Annotated in this window: 15 protein-coding genes; all 15 read left to right on the top strand. The window is 47.6% G+C overall.

The window, feature by feature from the left end; genetic code table 11:
- The first annotated feature begins 7 nt into the window (after positions 1-7).
- The 15 genes from rimM to hslV all read left to right on the top strand — a co-directional run bounded on the left by rimM (position 8) and on the right by hslV (position 15,645).
- On the top strand, positions 8-526 hold the full coding sequence (rimM, locus tag Q9R36_RS02930) for a ribosome maturation factor RimM (protein ID WP_022543710.1): 519 nt from the start codon (positions 8-10) through the stop codon (positions 524-526).
- A complete protein-coding gene (gene trmD / locus Q9R36_RS02925; protein ID WP_094767475.1) occupies positions 523-1,272 on the top strand; it encodes a tRNA (guanosine(37)-N1)-methyltransferase TrmD in 750 nt (249 codons plus the stop codon). Before rimM ends, trmD begins: the two co-directional genes overlap by 4 nt.
- 129 nt (positions 1,273-1,401) lie before the next feature.
- The gene (rplS, locus tag Q9R36_RS02920) at positions 1,402-1,746 is read left to right on the top strand and encodes a 50S ribosomal protein L19 (RefSeq protein WP_009795926.1); all 345 of its coding nucleotides are present in this window, start codon (positions 1,402-1,404) and stop codon (positions 1,744-1,746) included.
- 377 nt (positions 1,747-2,123) lie between these two features.
- Complete coding sequence (gene lepB / locus Q9R36_RS02915) at positions 2,124-2,675, top strand: signal peptidase I (protein ID WP_009795924.1); 552 nt, start codon at positions 2,124-2,126, stop codon at positions 2,673-2,675.
- A gap of 30 nt (positions 2,676-2,705) precedes the next feature.
- Positions 2,706-3,578 carry a ribosome biogenesis GTPase YlqF gene (gene ylqF / locus Q9R36_RS02910; protein ID WP_035403507.1) on the top strand — a complete coding sequence of 291 codons (873 nt, stop codon included), beginning with the start codon at positions 2,706-2,708 and terminating at the stop codon, positions 3,576-3,578.
- Between the two features lie 162 nt (positions 3,579-3,740).
- Complete coding sequence (locus tag Q9R36_RS02905; RefSeq protein ID WP_094767473.1) at positions 3,741-4,508, top strand: ribonuclease HII; 768 nt, start codon at positions 3,741-3,743, stop codon at positions 4,506-4,508.
- Positions 4,509-4,520: 12 nt separating this feature from the next.
- On the top strand, positions 4,521-6,398 hold the full coding sequence (locus Q9R36_RS02900) for a hypothetical protein (RefSeq protein ID WP_311224519.1): 1,878 nt from the start codon (positions 4,521-4,523) through the stop codon (positions 6,396-6,398).
- On the top strand, positions 6,395-6,694 hold the full coding sequence (locus tag Q9R36_RS02895) for an EscU/YscU/HrcU family type III secretion system export apparatus switch protein (protein ID WP_009795919.1): 300 nt from the start codon (positions 6,395-6,397) through the stop codon (positions 6,692-6,694). Before Q9R36_RS02900 ends, Q9R36_RS02895 begins: the two co-directional genes overlap by 4 nt.
- A 326-nt stretch (positions 6,695-7,020) precedes the next feature.
- A complete protein-coding gene (gene sucC / locus Q9R36_RS02890) occupies positions 7,021-8,181 on the top strand; it encodes an ADP-forming succinate--CoA ligase subunit beta (protein WP_311224518.1) in 1,161 nt (386 codons plus the stop codon).
- 16 nt (positions 8,182-8,197) lie between these two features.
- Positions 8,198-9,100 carry a succinate--CoA ligase subunit alpha gene (gene sucD / locus Q9R36_RS02885; protein ID WP_009795917.1) on the top strand — a complete coding sequence of 301 codons (903 nt, stop codon included), beginning with the start codon at positions 8,198-8,200 and terminating at the stop codon, positions 9,098-9,100.
- 96 nt (positions 9,101-9,196) lie between these two features.
- Positions 9,197-10,042 (top strand): DNA-processing protein DprA, encoded by an 846-nt coding sequence (gene dprA, locus Q9R36_RS02880; RefSeq protein ID WP_311224517.1) that lies wholly within the window; start codon positions 9,197-9,199, stop codon positions 10,040-10,042.
- A 458-nt stretch (positions 10,043-10,500) separates the two neighbouring features.
- A complete protein-coding gene (gene topA / locus Q9R36_RS02875; protein WP_311224516.1) occupies positions 10,501-12,576 on the top strand; it encodes a type I DNA topoisomerase in 2,076 nt (691 codons plus the stop codon).
- Positions 12,577-12,807: 231 nt separating this feature from the next.
- Positions 12,808-14,115: an FADH(2)-oxidizing methylenetetrahydrofolate--tRNA-(uracil(54)-C(5))-methyltransferase TrmFO gene (gene trmFO / locus Q9R36_RS02870; protein ID WP_009795913.1), complete on the top strand. Its 1,308-nt coding sequence runs from the start codon at positions 12,808-12,810 to the stop codon at positions 14,113-14,115.
- 62 nt (positions 14,116-14,177) lie between these two features.
- Entirely contained in the window at positions 14,178-15,080 is a 903-nt protein-coding gene (gene xerC, locus Q9R36_RS02865; protein WP_035403504.1) for a tyrosine recombinase XerC, read from the top strand.
- Between the two features lie 22 nt (positions 15,081-15,102).
- Positions 15,103-15,645, top strand: a complete 543-nt coding sequence (gene hslV, locus Q9R36_RS02860) for an ATP-dependent protease subunit HslV (protein ID WP_009795911.1) — start codon at positions 15,103-15,105, stop codon at positions 15,643-15,645.
- Positions 15,646-15,696 lie beyond the last annotated feature (51 nt).

Here is a 15,696-nt window from a genome sequence, read left to right as displayed (position 1 = left end):
GGCAAAGATGGAAAAGTGGTTCAATGTAGGGAAGATTGTCAATACACACGGTGTCAGGGGCGAAGTAAGGGTCGTATCCCGCACCGATTTTCCGGAAGAGCGCTATAAGGCAGGCAGCCATTTATTCTTATTCCAGGCGGGTTCGAAGGAACCGGTGAAGCTGACTGTAAAAACACACAGACAGCATAAATCGTTTGATCTGCTTACTTTTGAAGGCCTGGACAGCCTGAATGAGGCGGAAAAGCTTAAAGGCGCAATATTGAAGGTCTCTGAAGACCAGCTGGGGCAGCTGGAGGAAAATGAGTATTATTTCCATGAAATCCTCGGCTGTACCGTGAAAACAATTGATGAAGAAGAAATAGGGGAAATAACGGAAATCCTGACCCCTGGCGCCAACGATGTGTGGGTGGTCAGCAAAAAGGGGCAGAAAGATATACTGATCCCTTATATTGAAGATGTTGTCAAAAAAGTGGATGTGAAAGAAAAAGTCATCATCATTGAACCGATGGAAGGCTTGCTGTCATGATGAAGATCGATGTACTTACTCTGTTTCCCGAGATGTTCGGCGGTGTTTTCGGCCATAGCATCCTGAAGAAGGCAGAAGAAAATAACGCTGTCAGCTACAATGTAGTCAATTTCAGGGACTATGCCGACAATAAGCATAAAACGGTTGATGATTATCCATACGGCGGGGGAGCCGGCATGGTGCTGAAGCCCCAGCCGATATTTGACGCAGTTGCTGACTTAAAGGTGAAGGCAGGCGGCGGAGAGCCGAGAGTCGTCCTCCTATGCCCCCAGGGTGAGCGTTATACCCAGAAAAAGGCGGAGGAGCTTTCTTCCCTCGATCATTTGATTTTTGTGTGCGGCCATTATGAAGGCTACGATGAACGGATAAGGGAGCATCTTGTGACAGATGAGATCTCTATCGGAGACTTCGTGCTTACCGGAGGGGAGCTTGGGGCCATGGTGCTGATTGACAGCATCGTCCGCCTTCTCCCGGGTGTCCTCGGAAATGAGGAGTCTCATATGAAGGATTCGTTCAGCACCGGATTTCTGGAGCATCCGCATTATACAAGGCCCGCGGACTTCAGGGGGATGAAAGTGCCTGATATCCTGACCTCAGGCAACCACCGCCTTGTTGATGAGTGGAGGATGAAAGAGTCTCTGAAAAGGACCTATCTCCGCCGCCCGGATCTCTTTGAAGGGGCAGAGCTGACAAAAGAGCAGGTCCGCCTTCTCGAAGAAATAAAAAAAGAGCATAATAGCTATTGATGACAGGCATTGTTTATGTTATGATAGTTTTTGTGGCTTGGGCTGAGTGATCGGCCGGGTCTTATAACGATGTTCCGCTGCAATAAAGAAAGTCTGTGCAAGAGCATCTGTTGGAAGGAGTTGAAAACGATGCATAAATTAATCGAAGAAATTACAAAAGAACAGCTTCGCGCTGATGTTCCTGCGTTCCGTCCTGGTGATACTGTACGTGTACACGTTAAAGTTATCGAGGGTACACGCGAACGTGTTCAGGTGTATGAAGGTGTTGTAATTAAGCGTCGTGGTGGTGGAATCAGCGAAACTTTTACAGTACGTAAAGTTTCTTACGGTGTAGGCGTTGAGCGTACATTCCCTGTACACACACCAAAAATTGCGAAGCTTGAAGTTATGCGCCGCGGTAAAGTACGCCGTGCGAAACTTTACTACCTGCGTAACCTGCGCGGTAAAAAAGCTCGTATCAAAGAAATCCGATAAAAGTAAAGCGGCGGTGCGCTCTGCACCGCCAATTGCGAAGAAGGAGCTTGTATATCAAGCTCCTTTTTCACATAAAAGCGTTAAGTATGACGTGCTAATCAGCCGGATCCGGCCTTGGCCAAACTCGGCGCCAGCCGGGTTTTTTCATTTGGCTTTTTTCACCCGATCTCCTTTTGCAGCTGCACTTGCCTGGCTTCCGGATTTTTTCAGGGCTCTGGAGGTGCAGGGGCTTAAATGGCAGAAAATAGGCCAATACTAGGAATTATACATCCCATCGTGTTTATTGAAGTGAAATAATGTAAATGTAAAGAATGAATCATGCAGATAATCAGTAGGACGCTGGATATATCTTTTAGCAGAGATTGGTGGGAACTAACATGGGAAAGAGCAAAAGTGAATTCTGGGAATGGACAAAGGCGCTGATCATCGCTGTGCTCCTTGCGGCTGTCATCCGCTATTTCTTATTCGCCCCGATTGTGGTGGATGGACTGTCGATGATGCCGACGCTCCACGATACGGACAGGATGATCGTGAATAAGTTCTCGTATAAGATTGGCGACCCAAAGAGATTTGACATCATCGTCTTTCATGCCCCGGAAAACAAGGACTACATAAAAAGGGTAATCGGCCTGCCGGGTGACAGGATCGAATACAAAGATGATATCTTATATGTAAATGGCGAAGCGGTCGAGGAGCCGTATCTTGATGAATACAAGAAAGAGGTCATCGACGGGCCGCTGACAGAGCCTTTTACACTTGAAGATAAAATCGGGCAGGAGACCGTGCCGGAGGGCCATCTCTTCGTAATGGGCGATAACCGGCGCTACAGCAAGGACAGCCGCCATATCGGCACCATCCCGATGGAAAAGGTGCTTGGGGATACAAATATCATCTATTGGCCCCTTGAGGACTTCCGCATCGTAAAATAGCAATTATTCTAGTCAGAAAGGGTGGCAGCCTTGACAATACAATGGTTTCCAGGGCATATGGCAAAAGCCCGCAGGCAGGTCACAGAAAAGCTGAAGCTTGTTGATATTATCTTTGAACTTGTCGACGCGCGCCTGCCGCAGTCTTCAAGAAATCCAATGATCGACGAGATCATCCAGCATAAACCGAGGCTTGTGCTGCTCAATAAGGCTGATATGGCTGATAAAGAAGCCACAAAGGCCTGGATCCGCTATTTTAGCGATAGAGGGATCAAAGCGCTTGCCATTAATTCACAGGCAGGGTCCGGCATGAAGGATATCTCCTCTGCAGCACAGGAAATATTGAAGGAAAAGTTTGACCGTATGAGAGCCAAAGGTGTAAAGCCAAGGGCGATCAGGGGAATGATCGTAGGAATCCCGAATGTCGGCAAGTCAACGCTCATCAACCGCCTTGCAAAGAAAAATATTGCCAAAACAGGCAATATGCCCGGGGTGACGAAAGCACAGCAGTGGATAAAGGCCGGCAAGGAAATGGAACTCCTGGATACACCGGGGATTTTATGGCCGAAATTTGAAGACCAGGAAGTGGGCCTCAAGCTGGCTCTTTCCGGAGCGATAAAAGATACCATTTTAAATCTTCATGACATCGCCATTTATGCATTGAAGTTTCTTGAAAAGCACTATCCTGGAAGGCTGCTGGAAAGATACAGCCTTGAAGAATTCCCTGAGGAAGCAGTAGAAGCCTTCGATAAAATCGGAAGGCTGAGAGGCTGCTTAATGGGCGGGGGCGAAGTCGATTATGATAAAGTCGCAGAGCTGATCATCCGGGAAATCCGGACAGAAAAGCTTGGCCCATTATCATTTGAACATCCGTCAGATTTTGCAGCAGGCGAACCTGCAGAGTAAATCGGCTTTTTTTGTCCGCAATACCGTTTTAAAATGTTAAAATAAAATAGCAGCATTAAATAAAGGCCTCTGCATGGGGCCTTTATTTTTTGATATATATCCGGAAGGGCCCGGCAGGATGACTGGCCCTTCCTTCTACATAATGGCATAAGGGTGGATGGAATGAAACAGCTTACAATCAGTGAAATCAGCGAGAAGCTGAAGGATCTGAAAGACGACAACGACCCATTTTTTGGGGAGCTCAAATCTGATGGACGCAAAGGGGTGCAGCAGCTGCTTGCGAGATGGGACAGGCAAAGGGCCGAGGAGGCCAGGCTTTACGGCCGGTACCAGGAAATGACTGTATTTGAGCGGAGGCTGAAGAAAAGCGGCTGGACAATGATTGCAGGCACGGATGAAGCCGGCAGGGGGCCGCTGGCCGGCCCTGTCATCGCAGCAGCAGTCATACTGCCGGAAGGATTTTATCTTCCTGGCCTTGATGACTCCAAGAAGCTGTCTGAAGCAAAAAGGGACGAATTTTACAAAGAAATCATGTCCGGCGCCGCTGCTGTCGGAATCGGCCGCATTAGCGCAGGGGAAATCGACCGGATCAATATCCTTCAAGCTTCAAAGAAAGCAATGCTCCTGGCCTTGGCAGACATGGGCAGTACACCGGATTATTTACTGACAGATGCGGTTGATCTGGATGTTCCCTATCAGGCAGAGGCAGTCATAAAAGGCGACAGCAAAAGTGTGACGATTGCTGCTGCCTCTGTGATAGCCAAGGTAACGAGGGACCGGTATATGAGGGAACTTGACGAGCAGTATCCTCACTACGGCTTCGGCCGGAATATGGGCTACGGCACCCGGCAGCATCTTGAGGCAATTGAAAAGCACGGGATCATCAATGAACATCGAAAAAGCTTTGCCCCGATCAAGGGCATGTATTAGAGGCGAAGAGGAATGGATCCGCTGAATATTGTCGGTTCAATACTGCAGAACAGAAACAGCGGCGGTCCTAAGCCGCTTGCCTTGAACCCCGGGCAAATCGTAAGCGCAAAGGTCATTAAGCTTCATCCCAATCAGACCGCAGAGGTCATGATTGGAGGGCAGAAGGTGATAGCGCAGCTTGAAACAGCATTGTCGGTAAATGAGCGGTACTGGCTGCAGGTCCTGCCGGGAGATGGGGCTCCGCGGCTGAGGCTTCTTCCTGGTGCTGAAGCACAAAAGGGAATGAACGCTGAAGAAGTATTGCTTAATAAGCTGGCACTTGCAGCCGCCAAGACGAATATTGATATGGTTTCTTTTTTGGTAAAAGAGCAGCTGCCGATTACAAAAGAGGGCTTGTCCGCGATTGCAGAATGGCTCGGCGGCAGCCGGCCTTCACAGAATCAGCTTGAAGCAATCAAGCAGGCCCTGGCAAGGCAGCTGCCGGTTTCAGGCAGGGTTTTGGATTCTTTGATGGCTGCACAGGGAGGAAAGCCCATCCAAGCCCTTCTCACAGAGCTTGTGGACCTGCTGGATCAGCCTGGTGTGGGCACTTCGGGGAAAGCGCTTCTTCATATGGCGGCAGATCTTGGGGCTTCATTAAAGATGAAGCAGGGGGAAGAATCACTCTTGTTCTTAGTGAAAGAATGGCTGGGAAGCCAGGACGGGAAGCGTGCCGAAGGGGCCAGGCACCTGCTGGAAGCAGCCGGCGCCCTGCCAAAAGGGCTGAAGGAGGCCGACCTTCTTCAGCGGATTCTTGTTTCCAGTGGACAGGCTGGGAGGCCTGCAGGATCCCTGGAAGACCTCTTAAAGGCTTTTGCCGGCAGATTGCAGGGGAATATGCATAGATCCTCTAACGAGTCAGGAGAAGGGATGGAGGGGGCAAAAACTGCACAGAACGCCTCTATGTCGAATTCGGATGCAGATATCGATCCTGCAGGCCGCCCAGCTTCGGCTGTCCTGCAGCCGGAACGAACTGCAGAAGCATGGAAGGGCCAGCTTTTTTCAGCGCTTGCCGGCAGAGATATGAAGCCGGCAGAAGCCATTCAGCTTCTGCGGATTTTGCATCCGCAAATGCCTGAGTTTGAAAAGGTGTCCGAAAGCATCAAGCTATTAACTGAAAGCGATCCAGAAGGGCAGGGAGAAAAAAGCATGGACGCCAGGCAGGTACTGCTTGGCGAAATCTCGGCAAAATCAGCCGCGGCTGCCGCAGCCGGGGACGGGCTGCTGCAGTCCAGGCTAACGCACATACTGAAAAGCCTGGGCTATTCCCACGATCATGCAGTGCTCAGCTTCCTCTCGGGCGGGGATGACAGCGGCTTGAAGAATGAATCACTTAAAATGATGCTATTGCAGTTTCTGAAGGAAGGTCCTCCCATTCAGCACAAAGAGGCTGCGGAGCAATTGCTGAATAAATTGACGGGACACCAGCTATTGGCTCAAGAAACAGGACCGCTGCAGCAGTATATATTCCAGCTGCCTGTCCCGCTGTGGAACAGGACAGCGGAAATGACCATGCAATGGAGCGGAAGGAAGCTGGCCGATGGGAGAATCGATCCTGCCTATTGCCGCGTCATTTTCTACCTGGACTTGGACCATTTAAAGGAAACGATAGTCGATGTCCAGGTCCAGAACAGAATCGTGCAGATCAAGGTCTTTAACGGGGACAGCCGCATCAGGGAGTGGGCAGCCCCTTTTACAGACGGATTGAAAAAAGGGCTGGAAGAGCTGGATTACAGGCTTTCTTCCATTGTCTTCGAGAAAGGCAGCGGTGCCCAGCCGCAAACAAAAGGGATGGCGTACCAGCCATTGTCCGATTCAGGGAAATACAGCGGAGTTGATATAAAAATATGAAACAGCAGGACCCGAAGATCAGGAAGGAAGCCGTCGCCCTATCCTATAGGGACGGACAAGAAGCACCTAAGGTTAAGGCCAAAGGAAAGGGACTGACAGCCGAGAATATCCTCGAAAAAGCGAAAGAGCATAATATTCCCATTCAGGAAGACGCGTCACTGGTTGAATTGCTCGGGAAGCTGAACATCGATGAAAATATCCCGGAGGAGCTGTATCAGGCAGTGGCAGAAATTTTCGCCTTTGTTTATAAAGCCGACCGCCGGGCAGGAGAGCACAGCAGGGGACAGGGATTATAGCCTGTCCTTAGTCATATTTGGCAGCAGAGCTCTTTTGAGGAAAGAGCGCTTTCCAAAGTCATATTTTCTCACTTGGAAAGCCGCGGCCAGGACCTGCTCCCGAAGGATAACTGATCATCCTTTCATAAATATATTTCTATGCTGAAAAAACAATTTTTGAAAATAAAAAATGAAAACGCTTTACTTTACAGGGTTTTTTATAGATTTAAATTTTAAAATTTTTAAAGAAATATAATATTTTAATCATAATTGTAGACAAGGGTGTGCTCATTTTATAAAATGAAAGCGCAGTCTATTTTTTGAAGAGTTTGATAGGAGGATGGGAAATGAATATTCATGAGTACCAGGGAAAAGAAGTCCTCAGAAAATACGGGGTAACGGTTCCGAATGGAAAGGTCGCTTTTACAGTTGAAGAAGCAGTAGAAGCAGCCAAAGAACTTGGCACAGAGGTAGTTGTAGTTAAAGCGCAGATCCATGCCGGCGGACGCGGAAAAGCGGGCGGCGTCAAGGTTGCGAAAAACCTCGATGAAGTACGTACATATGCATCTGAAATCCTGGGGAAAACACTGGTCACGCACCAGACAGGCCTTGAAGGGAAAGAAGTGAAGCGCCTCCTGATTGAAGAAGGCTGTGATATCCAGAAAGAATATTATGTCGGCCTTGTGCTTGACCGTGCAACTTCCCGTGTCGTGCTGATGGCGTCTGAAGAAGGCGGCACAGAAATCGAAGAAGTTGCTGAAAAAACACCAGAAAAGATTTTCAAGGAAGAAATCGATCCGGTCATCGGCCTGACAGCTTTCCAGGCGCGCCGCATCGCTTTCAATATCAATATCCCGGGCAAGCTTGTCAACCAGGCAGCAAAGTTCATGCTCGCGCTTTATAATGCTTATATTGAGAAGGACTGCTCTATTGCAGAAATCAATCCGCTTGTTGTCACTGGCGACGGCAAGGTTATGGCACTTGATGCAAAGCTTAATTTTGATTCAAATGCCCTGTACCGCCAAAAGGATATTCTTGAGTACCGTGATTTGGAAGAAGAAGATCCAAAAGAAATCGAAGCTTCAAAATATGACCTAAGCTACATTTCCCTTGACGGAAACATCGGATGCATGGTCAACGGTGCTGGCCTGGCAATGGCGACAATGGATATTGTCAAGCATTACGGCGGCGACCCTGCCAACTTCCTTGATGTTGGGGGCGGTGCAACAGCAGAGAAAGTAACGGAAGCATTCAAAATCATCCTTTCTGATCCGAATGTAAAAGGAATCTTTGTCAATATCTTTGGCGGAATCATGAAATGCGACGTCATTGCAGAAGGCGTTGTAGAGGCTGCAAAGCAGGTTGGCCTGAAAGTGCCGCTTGTTGTACGCCTTGAAGGCACGAACGTAGACCTTGGCAAAAAGATTCTCGCAGAATCCGATATTGATATTATCGCAGCGGATTCCATGAGTGACGGGGCAGAAAAAATCGTTTCACTAGTAGGTTAAGAAAGGGGAATTTGACGTGAGTGTATTCATTAATAAAGATACAAAAGTAATAGTTCAAGGGATAACAGGTTCAACTGCCCTTTTCCATACAAAGCAGATGCTGGAATACGGCACACAAATCGTCGGGGGCACAACTCCAGGCAAGGGCGGCATGGAAGTGGAAGGAGTACCTGTATTCAATACAGTTCAGGAAGCTGTCAAAGAAACAGGTGCAACTGCCTCTGTCATTTATGTTCCTGCTGCTTTTGCTGCAGATGCCATCCTTGAGGCGGTAGATGCAGAGCTTGACCTGGCCATCTGTATTACAGAGCATATCCCTGTTCTTGATATGGTTAAAGTGAAACGTTATATGGAAGGCAAGAAGACCCGCCTGGTCGGCCCTAACTGCCCTGGCGTTATCACGCCTGATGAGTGCAAAATCGGGATCATGCCAGGATATATCCATACAAAAGGGCATGTCGGCGTAGTGTCCCGCTCCGGTACATTGACGTATGAAGCTGTCCACCAGCTCACACAGGCTGGAATCGGCCAGTCCACTGCAGTTGGAATCGGCGGAGACCCTGTCAACGGAACAAACTTCATCGATGTATTAAAAGCATTCAATGAAGATCCGGAAACCAAAGCGGTCATCATGATCGGTGAAATCGGCGGAACGGCTGAAGAAGAAGCAGCAGAGTGGGTAAAAGCTAACATGACAAAGCCTGTTGTCGGCTTTATCGGCGGCCGCACTGCACCTCCAGGGAAGCGCATGGGCCATGCCGGCGCCATCATCTCAGGAGGTAAAGGCACTGCTGACGAAAAAATCCGTGTGATGAATGAATGCGGAATCCAGGTTGCCGATACTCCATCCGTAATGGGTGAAACTTTGATTAAGGTCCTGAAAGAAAAAGGCCTTTTCGACGAATGCAAAACGCACTAAACCTATAAATCAGACTTTCCGGTCCCCTTGCCTCAAGGGGACTATTTCTCCTTCTTTTAACTCCCTCTCTAAAAAATCCTATCAGGAGGTCCGCAAATGGACGAATTCAAGCTGAAATTTATCTCCCTCCATCACAAAAGCTCCTGGAGCAGCATTTATCATTTCCTAAAGAAAGATCCCCACATGAAAACCTCCCTGTCAGCAGCTTTCTCTGAACCCGATCGTAAACTCTTTTTCCCGACTAACAGCAGCCTGGAGACAACGATAGAGAAAATCAGACAATACGAGAAATACGGCATTCACTGCATTACAATATTTGAACCTGAATATCCACCGCTTCTTAAGGAAATTTATCAGCCTCCCTGGGTGCTATACGCAAAAGGAGACATCAGCTTTTTGCATCTGGATCCCAAGCTTGCGGTTGTAGGCTCCAGGCAGATAACAGGATACGGCAGGAGCGCAATAAAAAAAGTATTTCCGGGCTTGGTGGGAAAGGGAGTGACCATCGTAAGCGGCCTTGCAGCCGGAGTGGATGCAGAGGCGCATGAAACAGCCATTTCGCTCGGCGGCCGGACGATCGGTGTCATTGCTGGAGGCCTTAATCATATTTACCCAAAATCCAATGAACGGCTGGCAAAAAGGATGATGGAAGATCATCTTGTCATTTCTGAATATCCGCCTGATGCACGGCCTGACAGATGGCAGTTCCCAATGAGGAACAGAATCATCAGCGGGCTTTCCCAGGGGACCTTTATAATAGAAGCAAAAAGCAAGAGCGGATCGCTGATTACGGCAAATTATGCGGTCAATGAAGGCAGGGATGTGTTTGCCCTGCCAGGCAGCATATTCAGCCCGGCTTCCGCAGGCACGAATGAATTGATCCAGCAGGGCGCAAAGCTGATTGCAGATGCCAGTGAGATACTTGAAGAACTTAATTTTTAAGAAAATCCCGTAAGGCAGAACAAAGATTTTCTTAAAAAAGGCATAAAAGTATGCATTTGAATTGTATAATTCATCACAGTGCATTTTTGCTGAAAATAGTCTGAAATTAGAAAATTTATGTCAAAAAGGTTGAAATTATTTAAAATCTGTTATACATTGTGCAACAGACGCAATGTAAAGGCTGCAAAACAGGCTGTAACCGTTTGCTTGTCGAGCCGGCCATGTTTTGCCATCCATACATGATGCTATCAGAGATTTGACAACCCATAGCAGCATGGACAATAATAATGGAATATTTCACCCCCTGCCGGATTGCAGGATGAAAAATATTTAAAAATGGAATCTGCAGCTGCCTTGCTTCTGTAGACTATCAAACAAAAAAATAAAATAAAATCAGCGCCGCCCGCCCGCAAATGACAGCAGGCGGCCAATCTTATCCCTCTTAAGGAGGATGTTTAATGGCAGATTATTTAGTGATCGTTGAGTCGCCTGCCAAGGCGAAGACGATTGAAAGATACTTGGGAAAAAAATATAAAGTAAGAGCATCGATGGGGCATATAAGAGATCTCCCTAAAAGCCAGATGGGCGTTGATGTGGAAAACCGCTTTGAACCAAAATACATCACGATACGCGGCAAGGGCCCTGTGTTAAAAGAACTTAAAACAGCTGCAAAGAAAGCCAAGAAAATCTATCTCGCAGCTGACCCCGATCGCGAAGGGGAAGCCATTGCCTGGCATTTGGCGCACAGCCTGGACATGGATGTCCATTCTGACTGCCGTGTGGTTTTCAATGAAATCACAAAGGATGCCATCAAAGAATCATTTAAAACTCCGCGGCCGATTAATATGGATCTTGTGGATGCCCAGCAGGCGCGCAGGATCCTGGACAGGCTCGTCGGCTATAATATAAGCCCTTTATTATGGAAGAAAGTAAAAAAAGGATTGAGCGCCGGAAGGGTGCAGTCAGTGGCAGTCCGGCTGATCATCGACCGGGAAAAGGAAATCAAGGAATTTATCCCTGAAGAATACTGGTCAATTGATGGTGAATTCCTGAAAGGAAAGTCCGTGTTCGAAGCGTCCTTCTACAGTGCGCAGGGACAGAAGACGGACTTAAAATCAGAACAGGATGTAAAAGAGATCCTCGGAATGATGAAGGGGAACAAGTTCACTGTTGCTTCCGTCTCGAAGAAGGAACGGAAACGGAATCCAGCTGCTCCCTTCACAACATCTTCCCTTCAGCAGGAGGCAGCCAGGAAATTAAACTTCAGGGCTAAGAAAACAATGATGCTTGCCCAGCAGCTGTATGAGGGAATTGATCTTGGTTCAGAAGGGACGGTCGGTCTCATCACCTATATGAGAACAGACTCGACCCGGATCTCTGAAATCGCACAGACCGAGGCGGCAGGCTATATCACAGAGTCTTATGGCAAGGACTATCTCCCTGGGGAGAAAAAGAAAGAAACCAAGAAATCCAATGCACAGGATGCGCACGAAGCCATCAGGCCGACAAGCACCCTGCGGGAGCCGGCAAGTCTTAAAGAGTTTTTATCAAGAGACCAGCTCCGTCTGTATAAACTGATATGGGAACGTTTTGTGGCAAGCCAGATGGCATCTGCAGTCATGGATACAATGAGTGTGGATCTGAAGAACGGGGAAGTTGTCTTCCGGGCCACCGGCTCAAAAGTGAAGTTCCCCGGCTTTATGAAGGTTTATGTCGAAGGCAGCGACGATCAGGCTGAAGAAAAAGATAATATGCTCCCCGACCTGAAGGAAGGCGATGAGGTCCTGAAAAAGGACATTGAGCCGAAGCAGCATTTCACCCAGCCGCCGCCACGCTATACAGAGGCAAGGCTGGTAAAGACACTGGAAGAGCTCGGGATCGGAAGGCCGTCAACCTTTGCCCCGACACTGGATACAATTCAAAAACGCGGCTATGTAGCGCTTGATAATAAGCGCTTCATCCCTACAGAACTTGGAGAAATAGTCCTGGAACTGATTCTCGAATTTTTCCCGGAAATATTGGATGTCGAGTTTACGGCCAAGATGGAGCAGGATCTTGATGATGTAGAAGACGGCAAAGAAAATTGGAAGAATATCATCGAAGAATTCTACAAAGATTTCGAGAAGCATCTGGACAAAGCCGAAAAAGAAATGCAGGAAGTAGAAATAAAGGATGAGCCCGCAGGAGAAGATTGTGAAAAATGCGGACATGAAATGGTTTATAAAATGGGGCGCTACGGCAAGTTTATGGCCTGCTCAAATTTCCCTGAATGCAGGAACACAAAAGCGATTGTGAAAGAAATCGGTGTGAAATGCCCGAACTGCAAAGAGGGGAATATAATAGAAAGAAAAAGTAAAAAACGCCGCATCTTCTACGGCTGCGACCGGTTCCCGGAATGCGAATTCATCTCATGGGATAAACCGCTTGCCAGACAGTGTCCGAAATGCGATAATGTCCTGGTTGAGAAAAAGCTTAAAAAGGGCGTCCAGGTTCAATGCATTGAATGTGACTATAAAGAAGAAAAGCAAGGCTAAGGGTGGGCTTTATGCTCACTCTTTTCTGTTTCGCGGGAAAATATGGCAGTGCAATGCTTGAAACTTTTTTATTTTTCATACGTATTGTACAATGCAGATTGGATATGAATGAATGCCGTCCATTTTGGGAACAAAATTAAAGATTGGACAGGCCCTTTAAAAGAGATAAGAAGTCCGGCTGGATCAATAAACCAGTTTAACTATTCATAAGTATACCTGGAGGTTCGTAAAATGAAAGAAGCAGCAATCAATGTTATCGGGGCGGGGCTTGCCGGAAGTGAAGCAGCCTGGCAGATCGCGAAAAGAGGAATAAAGGTAAATCTGTATGAAATGAGGCCTGTAAAACAGACCCCGGCCCATCATACAGATAAATTTGCCGAGCTGGTCTGCAGCAATTCTCTCCGGGCCAACAACCTGACAAACGCGGTTGGCGTACTGAAAGAGGAAATGAGGATGCTTGACTCTGTTATCATCAATTCGGCTGATGCATGTGCCGTACCGGCAGGAGGAGCACTGGCAGTAGACCGGCATGAATTCGCCGGAAAGGTAACAGAGCAGGTCAGGAACCATCCGAATGTAACCGTGATGAATGAAGAAGTGACTGAAATTCCAGAGGGGATCACTGTCATTGCAACCGGTCCCCTAACGAGTGAGTCACTGTCCAAGCAGCTGAAGGAGCTGACAGGCGAGGATCATTTATATTTTTATGATGCAGCAGCGCCTATCATTGAAAAAGACAGCATCAACATGGAAAAGGCTTACCTTAAATCAAGATATGATAAAGGGGAAGCAGCATATATCAACTGTCCGATGACAGAAGAAGAATTTGAAACATTCTATAACGCCCTGATCAGTGCCGAGACGGTCCCATTGAAAGAATTCGAAAAAGAGATTTTCTTTGAAGGATGTATGCCGATCGAGGTGATGGCAAACAGGGGAAAGAAAACCATGCTGTTTGGGCCGATGAAGCCGGTAGGCCTGGAAGACCCGCGGACAGGCAAGCGCCCGTATGCAGTTGTCCAGCTGAGGCAGGATGATGCGGCAGGAACTCTTTATAATATAGTAGGTTTTCAAACGCATCTGAAATGGGGCCCGCAAAAGGAAGTGCTGAGGCTGATTCCGGGATTGGAAGAAGCAGAGATTGTACGCTATGGCGTCATGCACCGCAATACTTTCATCAACTCGCCGAAAGTGCTCGAGGCAACCTATCAATTCAGAAACCGTGACGGCCTGTTCTTTGCCGGGCAGATGACAGGTGTGGAAGGATATGTGGAATCGGCAGCTAGCGGCCTGATCGCAGGCATCAACGCAGCCAGGCTGGCAGAGGGCAAAGAACTTCTGGAATTCCCTCATGAAACGGCCATCGGCAGCATGGCAAGATATATCACGACAACAAACTCTAAAAACTTCCAGCCGATGAATGCCAATTTCGGACTGTTCCCTGAACTGCCGGTTAAGATCAAAGGCAAACAGGAGCGCAATGAACAGCATGCTAACAGAGCGCTGGAAACAATTCAGAACTTTGTGAAAAATATGTAAATTTTATTGCATGGGCTACTAAATTGTGATACTATTTAGTAGCTCTTGTGAGGTGAATCATTTTGAGCCCAAATGTGAACGATTCGTTACAATCATTTATTGAATATTTACAAATAGAAAGAAATTATTCACAATATACTATTGAACACTACCAGCATGATATTAAAGAGTTTTTCTTGTTCATGTCTGAACAAGCCATTCAATCAGTTAATGATGTTGAATATTTTGATGTCAGGCTTTATTTGACCAGGTTATACGAGCAAAAGCTTTCCAGGAAATCGGCAGCCCGCAAAATATCCAGCCTCAGAAGCTTTTATAAGTTTCTGGCAAGAGAGAAACTGGCAAATGACAACCCTTTTTCTGCCGTTTCGCTCCCGAAACTGGAAAAAAGGCTGCCTGAATTTTTTTATGAAGAAGAACTGAACTGCCTTTTTGAAAGCTGTGAAACAGATAGCCCCCTTGGAAAAAGGAATAAGGCTCTCCTTGAACTTCTGTATGCCACAGGCATGCGGGTCAGTGAATGCAGCCAGATCAGCCTGAAGGACATCGATATGGCTTTATCGACTGTGCTGGTGCATGGGAAAGGGCAGAAGGACAGGTATATCCCTTTCGGAAGCTTCGCACAGGATGCTTTGGAGCTATACATAACTGAAGGCAGAAAAGAACTGTTAACAGGCAGGGAAAGCCATGACAGACTATTTGTCAATTTCCGGGGCGGCCCCCTGACACCGCGGGGCATCCGGGAAATATTAAATAAAATGATCCAGAAATCTTCTTTGGAAGGCACTATTCACCCGCATATGCTTCGGCACTCCTTTGCTACGCATCTTTTATCAAATGGTGCTGATATGAGGACTGTACAGGAGCTCCTGGGGCATGCCTTCCTTTCATCCACCCAGGTATATACACATGTTACAAATGAATATTTGCGCAAGACCTATTTGAACACCCACCCGCGGGCATAAGCTCCAAAAGGAGGAATAATCAATGTCTCAATTTCATGCTACAACTATTTTTGCCGTACAGCATAACGGGAAGTGCGCCATGGCAGGGGATGGCCAGGTCACATTCGGAAATGCTGTCGTCATGAAGCATACAGCAAGAAAAGTCAGGAAATTGTTCAACGGAAAAGTGATTGCAGGCTTCGCAGGATCGGTGGCGGATGCATTCACCCTGTTCGAATTGTTTGAAAGCAGGCTTGAGGAGTATAATGGAAACCTGCAAAGGGCGGCCGTTGAGCTTGCGAAAGAGTGGAGAAGCGATAAGGTCCTGAGAAAGCTCGAAGCCATGCTTATTGTCATGAACGAATCAGATCTTCTTCTCATTTCCGGGACCGGGGAAGTGATTGAACCTGATGACGGGATATTGGCAATCGGTTCAGGCGGCAACTATGCGCTGGCTGCTGGAAGGTCCCTGAAAAAATATGCAGGGGAACACCTGACAGCAAAGGAAATCGCCAGGTCTTCGCTTGAGGTGGCAGCTGAAATCTGTGTATATACGAACGAAAATATAATAGTGGAAGAGCTGTAGAAGGCTGCTCCCCTGCAGCGGATATTCCGTTTGCGGGGCAGGCGCCTGAAA

This window comes from Bacillus sp. AG4(2022), from assembly GCF_031844465.1.
GTDB classification, from domain to species: Bacteria; Bacillota; Bacilli; order Bacillales; family Cytobacillaceae; genus Bacillus_AB; species Bacillus_AB infantis.
This window is presented reverse-complemented; position numbering and strand designations above follow the sequence as displayed.

Excerpts from the sequence above, each read along its gene's own strand:
- rimM (WP_022543710.1), top strand. The coding sequence starts at position 8 with ATGGAAAAGTGGTTCAATGTAGGGAAGATTGTCAATACACACGGTGTC.
- trmD (WP_094767475.1), top strand. The coding sequence starts at position 523 with ATGATGAAGATCGATGTACTTACTCTGTTTCCCGAGATGTTCGGCGGT.
- rplS (WP_009795926.1), top strand. The coding sequence starts at position 1,402 with ATGCATAAATTAATCGAAGAAATTACAAAAGAACAGCTTCGCGCTGAT.
- lepB (WP_009795924.1), top strand. The coding sequence starts at position 2,124 with ATGGGAAAGAGCAAAAGTGAATTCTGGGAATGGACAAAGGCGCTGATC.
- Q9R36_RS02905 (WP_094767473.1), top strand. The coding sequence starts at position 3,741 with ATGAAACAGCTTACAATCAGTGAAATCAGCGAGAAGCTGAAGGATCTG.
- Q9R36_RS02900 (WP_311224519.1), top strand. The coding sequence starts at position 4,521 with ATGGATCCGCTGAATATTGTCGGTTCAATACTGCAGAACAGAAACAGC.
- Q9R36_RS02895 (WP_009795919.1), top strand. The coding sequence starts at position 6,395 with ATGAAACAGCAGGACCCGAAGATCAGGAAGGAAGCCGTCGCCCTATCC.
- sucC (WP_311224518.1), top strand. The coding sequence starts at position 7,021 with ATGAATATTCATGAGTACCAGGGAAAAGAAGTCCTCAGAAAATACGGG.
- dprA (WP_311224517.1), top strand. The coding sequence starts at position 9,197 with ATGGACGAATTCAAGCTGAAATTTATCTCCCTCCATCACAAAAGCTCC.
- topA (WP_311224516.1), top strand. The coding sequence starts at position 10,501 with ATGGCAGATTATTTAGTGATCGTTGAGTCGCCTGCCAAGGCGAAGACG.
- trmFO (WP_009795913.1), top strand. The coding sequence starts at position 12,808 with ATGAAAGAAGCAGCAATCAATGTTATCGGGGCGGGGCTTGCCGGAAGT.
- hslV (WP_009795911.1), top strand. The coding sequence starts at position 15,103 with ATGTCTCAATTTCATGCTACAACTATTTTTGCCGTACAGCATAACGGG.